14 protein-coding genes and 1 pseudogene are annotated in these 11,850 nt (G+C 67.5%); 8 read left to right on the top strand and 7 right to left on the bottom strand.

Annotation, left to right across the window (positions count from 1 at the left end; translation table 11 throughout):
- Positions 1–411: 411 nt before the first annotated feature.
- Positions 412–852 (top strand): GNAT family N-acetyltransferase, encoded by a 441-nt coding sequence (locus tag ACIRRA_RS44495; RefSeq protein WP_402781708.1) that lies wholly within the window; start codon positions 412–414, stop codon positions 850–852.
- 36 nt (positions 853–888) lie between these two features.
- Here the strand turns inward: ACIRRA_RS44495 and ACIRRA_RS44490 are convergent, their stop codons facing one another.
- The gene (locus ACIRRA_RS44490; protein ID WP_402781705.1) at positions 889–1,317 is read right to left on the bottom strand and encodes a pyridoxamine 5'-phosphate oxidase family protein; all 429 of its coding nucleotides are present in this window, start codon (positions 1,315–1,317) and stop codon (positions 889–891) included.
- Between the two features lie 47 nt (positions 1,318–1,364).
- Between ACIRRA_RS44490 and ACIRRA_RS44485 the strand changes: the two are divergent.
- Positions 1,365–1,586 (top strand): annotated as a pseudogene (locus tag ACIRRA_RS44485) (IS21 family transposase); the annotation flags it as partial.
- 283 nt (positions 1,587–1,869) lie between these two features.
- Here the strand turns inward: ACIRRA_RS44485 and ACIRRA_RS44480 are convergent.
- On the bottom strand, positions 1,870–2,061 hold the full coding sequence (locus ACIRRA_RS44480; RefSeq protein WP_402781714.1) for a hypothetical protein: 192 nt from the start codon (positions 2,059–2,061) through the stop codon (positions 1,870–1,872).
- Here ACIRRA_RS44480 and ACIRRA_RS44475 point away from each other — a divergent pair.
- Positions 2,060–2,413, top strand: a complete 354-nt coding sequence (locus tag ACIRRA_RS44475) for a hypothetical protein (RefSeq protein WP_402781702.1) — start codon at positions 2,060–2,062, stop codon at positions 2,411–2,413. The genes ACIRRA_RS44480 and ACIRRA_RS44475 overlap by 2 nt on opposite strands.
- A 698-nt stretch (positions 2,414–3,111) precedes the next feature.
- Positions 3,112–3,651, top strand: coding sequence for a DUF5753 domain-containing protein (locus tag ACIRRA_RS44470; protein WP_402781711.1), 540 nt, complete (start codon positions 3,112–3,114; stop codon positions 3,649–3,651).
- Here the strand turns inward: ACIRRA_RS44470 and ACIRRA_RS44465 are convergent.
- Complete coding sequence (locus tag ACIRRA_RS44465) at positions 3,645–3,770, bottom strand: hypothetical protein (RefSeq protein WP_402781699.1); 126 nt, start codon at positions 3,768–3,770, stop codon at positions 3,645–3,647. The two genes, ACIRRA_RS44470 and ACIRRA_RS44465, sit on opposite strands and share 7 nt — an antisense overlap.
- A gap of 271 nt (positions 3,771–4,041) precedes the next feature.
- Between ACIRRA_RS44465 and ACIRRA_RS44460 the strand changes: the two genes are divergently transcribed.
- From ACIRRA_RS44460 to ACIRRA_RS44450, 3 genes are all read left to right on the top strand, one after another.
- Complete coding sequence (locus ACIRRA_RS44460; RefSeq protein WP_402781696.1) at positions 4,042–4,884, top strand: alpha/beta fold hydrolase; 843 nt, start codon at positions 4,042–4,044, stop codon at positions 4,882–4,884.
- Between the two features lie 783 nt (positions 4,885–5,667).
- Entirely contained in the window at positions 5,668–6,513 is an 846-nt protein-coding gene (locus ACIRRA_RS44455) for a DMT family transporter (RefSeq protein WP_402781693.1), read from the top strand.
- A gap of 150 nt (positions 6,514–6,663) precedes the next feature.
- Positions 6,664–8,241: a carboxylesterase/lipase family protein gene (locus tag ACIRRA_RS44450; RefSeq protein ID WP_402781690.1), complete on the top strand. Its 1,578-nt coding sequence runs from the start codon at positions 6,664–6,666 to the stop codon at positions 8,239–8,241.
- Between the two features lie 495 nt (positions 8,242–8,736).
- Here the strand turns inward: ACIRRA_RS44450 and ACIRRA_RS44445 are convergent, their stop codons facing one another.
- The 4 genes from ACIRRA_RS44445 to ACIRRA_RS44430 all read right to left on the bottom strand — a co-directional run bounded on the left by ACIRRA_RS44445 (position 8,737) and on the right by ACIRRA_RS44430 (position 10,549).
- The gene (locus tag ACIRRA_RS44445; RefSeq protein WP_402781687.1) at positions 8,737–9,033 is read right to left on the bottom strand and encodes a hypothetical protein; all 297 of its coding nucleotides are present in this window, start codon (positions 9,031–9,033) and stop codon (positions 8,737–8,739) included.
- Complete coding sequence (locus ACIRRA_RS44440; protein ID WP_402781684.1) at positions 9,030–9,281, bottom strand: hypothetical protein; 252 nt, start codon at positions 9,279–9,281, stop codon at positions 9,030–9,032. Before ACIRRA_RS44440 ends, ACIRRA_RS44445 begins: the two co-directional genes overlap by 4 nt.
- 198 nt (positions 9,282–9,479) lie before the next feature.
- Complete coding sequence (locus ACIRRA_RS44435; protein ID WP_402781681.1) at positions 9,480–9,800, bottom strand: hypothetical protein; 321 nt, start codon at positions 9,798–9,800, stop codon at positions 9,480–9,482.
- 59 nt (positions 9,801–9,859) lie between these two features.
- Positions 9,860–10,549: a DJ-1/PfpI family protein gene (locus ACIRRA_RS44430; protein ID WP_402781678.1), complete on the bottom strand. Its 690-nt coding sequence runs from the start codon at positions 10,547–10,549 to the stop codon at positions 9,860–9,862.
- 205 nt (positions 10,550–10,754) lie between these two features.
- On the opposite strand from ACIRRA_RS44430, the gene ACIRRA_RS44425 reads away from it, so the two are divergent.
- Entirely contained in the window at positions 10,755–11,693 is a 939-nt protein-coding gene (locus ACIRRA_RS44425) for a GlxA family transcriptional regulator (RefSeq protein ID WP_402781675.1), read from the top strand.
- Positions 11,694–11,850 lie beyond the last annotated feature (157 nt).

The raw sequence follows: 11,850 nt of genomic DNA, 5'->3' as shown, positions 1-11,850 counted from the left end.
AACCACCCACCCCAGCAAAGGGGTGGGGACTCTTCCTGGCCACCAGTGGATACCTCACCCGGCCACCAGCGGCGACTTCCATATGGCCATTGACAGAAGTAACCGGCAGACGGACAGGGGCTGGATCAGGACAAGGCCAGAGCACATCGAAATCGGCAGTTGCCGGCGTTCTGCATCGCACCAGGTTCCGGCCACCGGCGCCCCCGCTCCGACCGGTTCGGTCCGCCCGGTATGCGGTGCGGGCTCAGATGCCGGAGTAGTGCCTGCAACGGTCTTCGTCGCACCCGCAGCATCGGATAGGCCTACGGACGGCAGCTAACGCGCGACATTCGGCTACTTGGACGATGGTGGTACTTCCACGAGCCGGAGCGGCCTCGGAGAGCAGGGGCAGGTTAGTTTCGGGTTGTGAATTTGTTGCTTCGGCGGGCCGAAGGCACCGATGCTGCCGATATCGCTGAGTTGTGGCTGCGATCCTTCGCTGCGGCGCTGCCGGGGGTTCAGCGGGGGCATAGCGATGAGGCTGTTCGGCGGTGGTTCGCCGATGTGGTTGTGCCACAACAGGAGACGTGGGTTGCGGTCGTCGACGAGGATATTCGTGGGTTTCTGGTGCTCGAAGCCGACGAGGTCGAGCAGCTCTACTTGGAGCCGACCTGGAGGGGTAGCGGGCTCGGGGATCAGCTGATCGGTCTCGCCAAGGAATTGAGGCCGAATGGATTGGGGTTGTGGACATTTCAAGTCAACGGATCGGCCCGAAGATTCTACCAGCGGCACGGATTCGTCGAGATCGATCGGACCGACGGCCGGCGCAACGAAGAGGGTGAGCCGGATGTCCGCTACGCGTGGCGCCCGTGAAGAGCGCCACGCACCCGGCAGGCTGCTGCTGCGGGCTCAGTCCAGCCAGGCTCCGACGCCGGTCACCTTGGTCAAGTGGACGCGGATCAGATTGCCCTCGCCCAGGGTGGGATCGGCGAGGAAGTCGGCGTCGGGGCCGATGTAGGCCTTGCCGAGATGGTTCAGCAGGGCGCGACCGTCACGGCCCTCGATCACCTCGGCCCGCCCTTCGGCGACGAGGTATTCGGCCAGCCCGTGGGGATTGATCGCACCCGACTGGTAGGAGATCGAGACGCGCGGATCGCGTTGCAGGTTGCGGATATAGCGCTTGTCCAGGCTCATCGAGCCGATGCTCAGCGAGCCGGCTTCGGCGTGGGTCCAGACGCAGCGGACATAGGGCGAACCGTCGGCATTGATGGTGACCAGGTGGGCGAGCAATCCGCCGTTGATCGCGTCGACAGCCTTTGCGGGCAACGTAGTTGGCATGAAACGACAGTAGCCTCGGGCGGTCGGCCGGCTCCGCGAGAGGGCGAATGGACATCATTTCCGCCTATCGAGAGGTCGGAACCTACCGTGGGGCCGCCGAGTTGTGCGGCACCACGCCCAAGACGGTGAAGCGCGTCATCGAGCGCGCCGAGGCCGGCGGGGCCCGGCCCGAACGATTACCGCGACCCTGGAATTTCGACCAGGTGGCCGAGCTGGTCGCCGAACGCGTGAAGAGGTCCCGAGGCCGGATCTCGGCGAAACGGTTGTTGCGATCGCCCGCGCCAGCGCGTGACCACCGCCGCTGGCAGCTATCCACCCCACGGCGACCAGTCCGGCACCGATCCAACCAGGCCCCGACACCCACAAGAACAAAACCGTCGCTGCCCGCCATGTCCCTGCTACAAGGCATCGCCCAGAAGCCCAACGGATCCACCGGAAGCCAAGTGCCAGTGGAGAACACCTCGAACGACTTCACCGGCGTCGCCCGACCCGAAGTCCAATACATCCAGGGCAACGACGTACGCGGCACGAACGTGAACACCACCGACCGGCTCAAACCCGGACAGCAACAGACAATTTGGATCCGATGCAGTCGCCAATAAGAACGTCGCCGGGCAGTGGGCTGACGCACAATTGATCGGTATTTGGTACAGCACCGACCAGCGCACGCCAGGCGCCAAACTCGAGCTTGCCTTCAAGGCCACGAAAAGCAGTGCTCGACAGCAGATCCAGGAGTAACGCCATGTTCCGCAAGATCGCAGCCACCACCATCATCGCCGCAGGCCTTGCCGGAGCCGGCACCGGCATCGCGTCCGCCGCAACCAGCCCCGACCCCGCACAGCCTGTCGCTACCCCCGTCGCCGCGGGGCAAACCCAGGCAATCCCGGGCGGCCAAATCGGTGCCACCGTCGGAACCGTCGCCGGCGCCGTCATCGGCGTTCTCGCTGGCGGCGCGATCGGATGCGTTGTCGTCGTACCCGTATGCCCCGTCAGCACCGTGATCGGCGCCGGAATCGGCGGTGTCGCTGGCGGTGTCATCGGCGGCTCGATCGGCGCTGGTGTGGGAAGCGCTATCGGCGCGCAGATCCCCGGCTGACCCCGGACACAACGAAAGCCGCCTCGGACCGAAATGGTCCGAGGCGGCTTCGTGTTTCGGCGGCGGACTACAGGGCGTTGATCGCGCCGGCGAGCCGATCGATGGAGTAGGTTCGCGGCGCAACCGAAGAGGCACCAGCCCGAGGGCCTACCTGTGGAACGTCCCTGAATGTCTATCCCCGGCTGCCGAATTCAGCTCCCCCTTAACCAGCTCCTCCCGGGGCTCCCGAGCGCCGGAGTGGCCCTGGGGTTCCTGCGCCAGCGCTTCGTCCAACTCGCATCGAGGGATTCGGGTGCGCCAGTGATGGCACTCGGCCGGATGGACGGTCTGGAGTTCCGCGAAAGCCGTTACGCGGCGGGGGTTTCCGCCCACGTGCGCCAGGCTGGGAATAGATCACCACTGCGCAGTCGATCCGCCGCAGAAGCCGGTACAGCATCCCCATCCGGTCCTGGTCTGTCTTGTCTACGACCAGCACCCGGGACACCCGCAGGCTCAGCTCTTGGGCGCGCTGCCGGGGTCAGCCGAATTGAGCGCGGCCGTCAGGCGCCATCCGAGGACGATCTCGCCGCGTGGTGCGATGCCTGCGGAATCCGGCCGTCCTCGACGATCTGGTTGCAAGCCTGCGCAATCTGCGCGCGGCCTACCTGGAATGGCAACGCACCCTCGCCGCCGGCCATGCCCACCGGCAACGCCAATCCATCACCCTCGAGAGACAGACCGAACTGATTCACTGGTGGGTTCCCGACGTCGTCCCCGGCCTACTGCAAACCGAGTCCTACGCGCGCGCCGTCCACACTGCCTGTATCGCCATTACTGGCGGGCGTGACGACCTCGAGGAGGCCGTCGCCGCCCGGCTCGCCGGAAAGCGAGTGCTACAGCTCGGCAAGCACCGATTTCACATCCTGATCGGCGAGGCCGCGCTCTGGCGCACTGTGGGCGACGCTGAGACCATGATCGGTCAACTGACCGACCTCGCCGAACTGATGTCCAACCCACGAGTGAGGCTCGGCATCCTGCCGCTGGACGCCGAATACCGCTGCCCTGCAACAAACTTTGTCATCTACGACCGAGAGCAAGTACTCACCGAGACCGTTTCGGCCGAGCTCACGATCACGCGTCCGTCTGAAATCCTGCTGCACGCGAAGACATTCGGCATTCTCATCGAGCAGGCCGTCTACGGCGACCGCGCCCGCGCTCTGCTCGATGCTCTGATCGACCGCCGACGAAACGCTCAGTAACGCTCGTCGAGCTCGTCGGTGTGGGCCTGGTACGCGAGCTCGGCGAGGCCGCGCAACCGTGCGAGGACAACCTCGGCCGCCGCGCCCGGCCGATAGGTACCACCACCGGCCGCCAGCACGCCGCCGAGTGGCGGTTGATCGCCATCACCGACAGCAACCCGCGCTGGCGAGTCCGGTGTCGGCGGGCCGCCGGTACCTGGTTGCGGCTTCGTCGGGGTCGCCGCGGCCCTGGCGGTTCACGCAGCGGTGATGCGGATCGGCAGACATATTTGGATCAATGCTCATAAACGTGAGCAGTGCTCTTGCATATGACGCCCGAATCAGTACACTGATCACAGTGGAGAGCAATGCTCACACAAGTTGACCGGACTGATCTCGAAAGAGGGAACGATGAATACGCACTTCCTGGAGCTGGCGGACGGCCGGATCGCCTACCAGTCGATCGGCCCGGATGATGGCCCGCTGGTCGTGTGCGTCAACGGGCTCGGCGACAACAGTTCGACCTTCCGGCTACTGGCGCCGGAACTGGCGGCGGCCGGTTACCGGGTAGCCGCGATGGATGTCCGTGGATACGGCCGGTCGAGCGCCCACTGGCCGACCTATGACTGCGCCGCAATAGGTGGCGACATCCTGGCATTGATCCGCCTGCTGGGCGGGCAGGCGACGGTGATCGGGCATTCGATCGGGTGCGCGGCGGCGGTATGGGCGGCGGCACAGGCCCCCGACGAGGTCACCGGGCTCGTCCTCATCGGCACGTTCGCCAGCGGCAGCAGGCCGAAAGCGTGGATGCGGGCCGCCGCCTGGTCGGTCACCCGCACCCCGGGGCTGTGGGCGATGTTCTACCGCACGCTGTTCCCGACCGACAAGCCCGCGGACTTCACCCCTGCGGTCGCTGCTTTGAAAGCCAACCTGGCTGAGCCGGGACGCATGCAGGCGCTCCGCGCTCAAACCGCCGAGTCGCTGGCCGGGCCCGCATTGCGCTACGACGAGGTTCGCTGCCCGGTCCTGATCGTCACCGGAACCAAGGACCCCGATATGGCCGACCCGGCCGCCGAGGCGCGCCGAACGGCCGAGCAGCTGTCGGGTGCGCCCACCACCGTCGCGATGATCGAGGACTCCGGCCACTACCCGCACCTCGACCGTGTCGAGCTGACCAAAGAAGGCGTGCTGAACTTCCTCGCCGAAAGCTTCCGGCCCGACGGCAGCCGAAACGAGGGCAGCCCCCGGTATTAGCCAGCACAGCGTCGCGATCATCGCCGATGCTCGTGCCCGCTACACCGCGGACCGGGCTGGGGTGGTCGGCGCGATCGGTCAGGGCCACCCACATGTCGTCACCAATCCGGGCCCGCCGGGGAGCCGAATACCTGCCAGCTCCATCACTAGTGGGGTCGATGCGTCTGCCCGCGCCCATCCTTCGGACACCGCAATCCGGACATGCGGGCAGGCGCATCGCAACACCACAAGGTGCGACACAAGCAAGCGGGTTGTCCGGATACCTTCATTATTGAGCCACAGTGCCGCGCGCCTCTCAGCAATAGCGGACGTTCTGCGCCACACCAGGTTCCAGCCGCCAGCGCCCCACGCTGGCCGGTTCGGTCAGCGCGGTATACGGCAGTTCAGTGCGCTCGGCTGGCCGAGATGATCTCGGCGCGTTGATCTTCGGGCTTGCCGCGTGGCCGCTTCGAACCGCGCGACATGCGGCAGGAGCGCGCACCATCGTCCGCTATAGCCAGCATGAGCATGTGGCCCGATGTGGGACCCTGGGCGTTGTGGGCGGCAGCTTGAACGGCCAGTCGAACACACAGGTTATTCGCCCTACCGCCGGTTTCCGTGCGTCTGTTCCCCCGACCCCCGACATCGCGGCTGGAGAAGAGGCGCCTGTCCGTCATCGGGCTCGCCATCCCCGGCATCGGCGAGCAGATGGAATTCGACGGCGCCGCCCCCGGACGGACCCGGCGACACGCCGTGCGGGCGCAGCAGTCGTCCGGATACGGCACTCGCGGAGCACACTGATCGGTGTCGAACCATACGGCTGCCGCTGTCCTGTGCGCACTTCTCGCCGCGCTGCTGTTCGCGGTCGCCGCGGTCGCGCAGCAGCGGGCGGCCGCCGCGGTGCCGGAAAAAGCGGCGCTGATCGAATCCCTGGTGCGCAACCCGCGCTGGTGGGCGGGCGTCATCGGGGACACCGGCGGATACGCCCTGCAGGTCGCCGCGCTGGCGCTGGGCGCCGTGCTGCTGGTGCAGCCGATCCTGGTGAGCTCACTGGTGTTCGCGCTGCCGCTGTCGGCGCGGCTCAATAACCGCCGAGTCCCGCCGGGCACCTGGGCGACTGCGCTCGCGCTGGCCGCCGCCCTGGCCTGCTTTCTGATCGTCGGCGACCCGACCAAGGGCAATACCGATGCGCCGCTGCGTGATTGGCTCGTGCCACTGGCGATGCTGCTCGGGCTGATCGCGGCGGCGACAGCGGGCGGGATCGTAGCGGCGGATCCGGCACGGCGCGCGCTGTTGCTCGGCGTGGCGAGCGGTTCGCTGTACGGCTTGGCCGCCGCGCTCACCTCCTACGTCACCGGCCTGTTCGAGCACGGACTCGGCCACGTGCTCGGCGCCTGGCAGACCTGGGCGCTGGTCGCGTCCGGTGTCACCGGTGTCTACCTACAGCAACGCGCGTACCAGGCCGGGCCGCTGGCCGCGTCGCTGCCGGCCGTCACGATCGGCGAGCCCCTGGCGGCCGCGTTCATCGGTCTCACCGTGCTGGACGAACGGCTCCGCACCGGCACCGCGGGCTTGGTCGTCGCCTCGCTCGCAGTCGTCGTCATGTGCGCCACCACGATCGCGCTGTCCCGCTCCCAGGCCGCCGCTTGACACGACGAGCGATTCCCCGCCCGGGCAGTCGAGCATCGAACCCGGCCGGGGTGGCGCTGTGACCAGGTATGTGTACGTCAACGGCGATGCCGCGCAACAGCCTTGGGCCGTATGCGCGGGATTTTTGTTACCTATGGTAAGGAATTACGCATGGGCACAGATCGCACCTCGGGGACGGCCGAAGGGCTCCCGGTCGGCCGCAGGAGGTTCTTCGGCTTGGCCGGAGCGGGTGTGGCGGCGCTGACCGCGACGGCCGCCTGCTCCAGCGGCGGCGGTTCGGCCGGTGGTGATCAGCCGCTGGTTGCGACGACCCGACAGGGCAAGGTGCGCGGCGTGCAGGTTGCCGATGGGGTACTGGTGTGGAAGGGCATTCCCTTCGCCGCCCCGCCGACCGGGAACCTGCGGTTCGCGCCGCCGCAACCGGCCCAGGCGTGGAGCGGGATCCGCGACGCGACGCAGTTCGGGCACGGAGGACTGCAGCCGCCGTCCAAGGCGGATCTGGCGGCACCGGTGGCCGATCAGAGCGAGGACTGCCTGTATCTGAATGTGTGGTCCCGCGCGACCAGCGGGAAACGGCCGGTGATCGTGTGGATCCATGGCGGCGGGTTCGTGTCCGGGCAGGGTGCGGACCCGCTCTACGACGGATCGCATTACGCGGCGCGCGACTGCGTTCTGGTCACCATCAACTACCGGCTCGGCGCCTTCGGCGGGCTGGTCCTGCCGGGCAAGCCCGGCTCGGGGAACCTGCGGCTGCTGGATCAGATGGCGGCGCTGCGCTGGGTGCGCGACAACATTGCCGGCTTCGGCGGCGATCCGGCGAACGTGACCGTGGCCGGTGAATCGGCGGGCGCCATGTCGATCGGGCCGATGCTGGGTATTGCCGACGCGCGCAAGCTGTTTCACCGCGCCATCCTGGCCAGCGGCGGACCACGGCCGATGCGGACCCCGGAATTCATGGCAGCGACCACCAATTCGGTTCTGCACACCCTCGGTATCAGCGATCCGGCCAAGCTGACCGATGTCCCGGCCGAGGACCTGCTCCACGCGTCGACGGCCGCCAATATCGACCCGCAGGTACTGGACCCCTACGCCAACGTCATCGACGGAGTGGTATTCACCGACCACCCGTTGAAGACGGTGAACGGCAGTGTGGACCTGATGATCGGCACCTGCGCCAGGGAAGCAGATTCGTTCGCCGCGATCAGCCCGCTGTTCGGCAGCAGAACCGAAACGCTGCTCCGCCAAGCCGTCGGTGATCAACTCTGGGACCACCTGCAGCAGGTGTACTCCGATACACCACTGCCGGGACACGACCCACGCACCGATGTGTTCAGCAGCTGGTTCGCTCAGATGCCGTCGGTATGGCTGGCCGAACACGCCCAAGCGGCCGGGGCGAAGGTATGGCAGTACACCTTCGACTATCCCGCCGCCATACCAATGGGACCCATCCACAGCTCCGACGTCCCCTATACCTTCGGCAACCTGGACCACGTCAAACTCTCGGATCCGGCCACCGCACAACGGCTCTCCGCAACAATGGTCGCCTCGTTCACCGCCTTCGCACACACCGGCAACCCCCAGACCCCCGACCTCCCGGACTGGCCGTCGTTCACCCCGGACAAGCGCACCTGCCTCTCCTTCGACGCCCAACCCCAGCTGATCGACGACCGGCTACCCGCCGCGCGGCGCGAAGCCTGGGCGGAAGCGGATCCCTACCGGGTCTGCTGACGCACGTTCGAAAGAGCCGCGGCACAGGCCACATCAGCTTCGTCGGCGCCACCCGAGGGTGCGACAACACCGCCAGCTACCGCTGCGAGTCACACTTTCGGCGCACGCCGGAGTGTGGTGCTGGGGTGGCGCATATCGGAGTAACCGCAGCTGAGGGTGCTATCGGTCGTGACGCCGGGTCCAAAGCGGCGCCACCACTGGATCACCCCTACCAGGGGATATGCCGAACTCGGATGCCGTGCGGAGTGTTGTCCATGACTCCCCTGGTTTCGCACAACGCTGAGGCGCACGAACCCTGATGTCGCCGTGGTTATCTCGGATTGCGAGCACCGGTCGTAGGCGGGCGTCGATAATCGCGAGAGCCGGCGCGAGGTTCCAGGTCCGGCACGCCGCGATGATCTCCGGTGTCGATTCCGGCGTGGGCCAGACCTTCGGCGTCCTTGGGTTCGCCGACGAGCAGCTGGGCGGGCTCCAATTCGGCACAGTCGGATCGGGCTACAGATCCAGCGACGCGCGTAGCGCCTCCTCGACCCGCTCCATGGTCTCGGCGTCGGTGCCGGCGATCCGCTCGCCCACCCATTGGCGATACAGCCGGTGTGTCGCGGCCGTGTTGACCCACCCGTGCTCGGGGATCGGCACGGTCAGCAGGTCACCGTCACCTTCGTCGAGTAGGTCCAGGCCCATGAACCAGGGCCGCTCGCTGTCGAGCACGGCCTGGTTGGAGGCCAGCAGCACGATCGTCGTCAGTGCCGCACCGGGTTGTCCGTAATAGTGGATGTCCCCGCGCCTCACGCAGCGCCCTTGCGGCGGCGCACACCCTCAGCAGCATCGGCTGCGGCCTGCTCTGCCTCGTACTCGGCGGCCGCGTCCGCCTCGGCGACCGGTTCCATCACCGGACGGAAGTCGCGAATCGCCTTGTCACGGCAGGCTTTCGAGATCCACGCCGACGGCGACATCCCGGCCAGACCGGCCTCACGTTCGGCGATCTCCCAGGCGCTGGACTCCAGCGACAGCGAAACCTTCGTAGTCCGACGAGTCATACCCACGATCCTACCCGTGATCCGACCCGATCGTCACGCAACCGGATACGGTTGCCGGATCGCCACCTCGGCAGCGTCACGATCGGCGCGCACCCCACGAAACGACGGATGCCGCAGCAGCCCCTCGGCGCTGACCTCCCGGGCCGATGGCCACGACGGCGGCCAGGATGTGCAGGGAGAGGAAGAGTTTCGTCATGGTCAGTGCGTCGTGTCCGTCTGGGAGGTGCGGCGCTCGCCGGTGACCTTCGAGGCCGGAAGGCGTCCGGTCTTGGAGGTTCCCGTCAGGGTGTCGCCGTCGATCGTCACGGCGAAGGTCAGGTTCAGCCGCATGGGCTTGGTGACGGCCTGCTTCCATGAGAGCCGGTCGCCGTCGAGGACGACGTCGCTGAGTGTTACTTCCTCCCCCGACCCGTGGGCGGTCCCTGTGAGGACATCGTCCTTGTGTCGGAACTCGGTTACGGCCTTGATCCTGCCGATGGGGGTGGCGATGGACAGGTCCCAGGTGCCTTCGACGGACATGCTGATGTGCTTCCTAACGGTGTGGTGCGAGCAGGCGGTGCAAGGTGAAGGGCGTCAGGTCAAAGCCGGGCGGGCTGCGGGCCCCAGTTGCGCCAGACAGTGCCGCGGCGCTCATGGGCGAACAGTGCCTCGACGGCATGAGCGATCCGGGGGCCCACCTCGCGCTCCAGCAGATACAGGCCCAGGTCGAGTCCGGAGGTGACACCGGCGCCGGTGACGAGGTCGCCGTCGTCGACGACGCGGGCGCTCACCGCATGGACGCCGGTGGCGTCGAGCATGTCCAGGCCCATGTGATGGGTGGTGGCATGGCGTCCCTCCAGCAGGCCGGCCATGGCCAGAACGAGTGAGCCGCCGCACACGGCGCTGACTGTCACTTCGGGATTTTCCATCGCGGCCTTCAACAGCGCGGGCAACTCGGTGCTCAGGGTGCGGCCCAACAGTACGGGGATGAATTCGTCCTGCTGCCTTTCCCCGGCCCCCGCGTCATGGTCGGGGACCTCGCCGGGTTCTCCGACGCGGCCCGAAGCGCCGGGGACCAGGATCAGGCCGGCACGCCCGGGGTCGAGGGCGGCAGTGGCGCGCAGCGCCAGCCCGCAGGTGCCGCTGGCCACCTCGCGGGGCCCCTCGGCGGAAACCAGTTCCACGGTCACGGCGCCTGCGGAGGCAGTGCCGCCGGCGTAGAGCACCTCGTAGGGGGCGATGACATCGAGCGGATCGAAGCCATCGAACAAGACGATCTGGGCGTGCATGGAGGTCCTCCGAATGGGGGAAGCGGCGGCCTGTGCCGGGGACGCCCCGAACGTACCGGGCTGCCACCTCGTCTCCCAGTGGCATTACCGACACCATTCGACGGGATAGTGCCAATGCTGCCGAGGAGCCGTTGAGCTGTGGTGAATCGGAGATCTCGGGAGCCGAGATCGGGACTGTCATCCGGCGGGGAGGTATTTTCTGGCCATGCACACCGTCGCCGTTCTCGCGCTGGACCAGGTGATCCCGTTCGACCTTTCCACTCCGATCGAGGTCTTCACCCGCACCCGGCTCCCGGACGGGCGCCCCGGCTACCAGGTCCGCGTGTGCGCCGAACAACCGGAGATCGACGCCGGCACCTTCACACTGCGGGCGCCCTGGGGTCTCGACGGGCTCAGGGGCGCGGACACGATCATCGTGCCCGGTACCGCCACACCGGCGGCCCCGCTCGCGCCCGACGTCGGCGCCGCGCTGCGCGCAGCCGCCGCCAACGGCACGCGCATCGCTTCCATCTGCTCGGGCACCTTCCCGCTGGCCGCCACCGGCCTGCTCGCCGGCCTGCGGGCCACCACCCACTGGACTGCCACCGACCTCCTGGCCGCCACCCACCCGGACATCGAGGTCGACCCGGACGTTCTGTACGTCGACAATGGCCAGATCCTCACCTCGGCGGGCGCCGCCGCAGGCCTGGACCTGTGCCTGCACATGATCCGCCGCGACTATGGCTCAGCCGTCGCTGCCGACGCTGCCCGCCTGTCCGTCATGCCCCTCGAACGGGAAGGCGGACAAGCACAGTTCGTCGTCCACGACCATGCACCCACCCCCCAGGGCTCCACCCTCGAACCCCTGCTCACCTGGCTGCGGGACAACCTCGGCCGCGACCTCACCCTCGCCGACATCGCCACCCAGGCCGGAACCAGCACCCGGACCCTGATACGCCGCTTCCGCGAACAAACCGGCACAACCCCGCTCCAGTGGCTGCACCGGGCCCGCGTCCGCCAAGCCCAACACCTCCTGGAGACCACACACCACTCCGTAGAGCGCATCGCCACCCAGGTCGGCTTCGGCTCGCCCACCGCCTTCCGCGACCGCTTCAAACGCACCACCGGCGTCAGTCCCCACACCTACCGCCGCACCTTCAGCTGACACCCAGGCATATCACCCCACCCTGAAAACGCAGCCCGCGCCAGCACGAACCCGGCCATCATGGGTTGCGTCCAATAGCGTGGTGTAGCAGCAGCATTGGATGCTGAGCTTGTCGCAATCCCCGGACAGCAGGGTGGCCACCGCGTGATCCTTCAGA

It is taken from the genome of Nocardia sp. NPDC101769 (genome assembly GCF_044766925.1).
Lineage (GTDB): Bacteria > Actinomycetota > Actinomycetes > Mycobacteriales > Mycobacteriaceae > Nocardia.
Note: the sequence above shows the minus strand (reverse complement) of the source record. Positions and strands in the feature narration are given on the sequence as shown.

What these genes read in the sequence shown, in the direction of transcription:
- ACIRRA_RS44490 (WP_402781705.1), bottom strand. Translation starts at nt 1,317, where the DNA reads ATGCCAACTACGTTGCCCGCAAAGGCTGTCGACGCGATCAACGGCGGA.
- ACIRRA_RS44475 (WP_402781702.1), top strand. Translation starts at nt 2,060, where the DNA reads ATGTTCCGCAAGATCGCAGCCACCACCATCATCGCCGCAGGCCTTGCC.
- ACIRRA_RS44480 (WP_402781714.1), bottom strand. Translation starts at nt 2,061, where the DNA reads ATGGCGTTACTCCTGGATCTGCTGTCGAGCACTGCTTTTCGTGGCCTT.
- ACIRRA_RS44460 (WP_402781696.1), top strand. Translation starts at nt 4,042, where the DNA reads ATGAATACGCACTTCCTGGAGCTGGCGGACGGCCGGATCGCCTACCAG.
- ACIRRA_RS44450 (WP_402781690.1), top strand. Translation starts at nt 6,664, where the DNA reads ATGGGCACAGATCGCACCTCGGGGACGGCCGAAGGGCTCCCGGTCGGC.
- ACIRRA_RS44440 (WP_402781684.1), bottom strand. Translation starts at nt 9,281, where the DNA reads ATGACTCGTCGGACTACGAAGGTTTCGCTGTCGCTGGAGTCCAGCGCC.
- ACIRRA_RS44435 (WP_402781681.1), bottom strand. Translation starts at nt 9,800, where the DNA reads ATGTCCGTCGAAGGCACCTGGGACCTGTCCATCGCCACCCCCATCGGC.
- ACIRRA_RS44430 (WP_402781678.1), bottom strand. Translation starts at nt 10,549, where the DNA reads ATGCACGCCCAGATCGTCTTGTTCGATGGCTTCGATCCGCTCGATGTC.
- ACIRRA_RS44425 (WP_402781675.1), top strand. Translation starts at nt 10,755, where the DNA reads ATGCACACCGTCGCCGTTCTCGCGCTGGACCAGGTGATCCCGTTCGAC.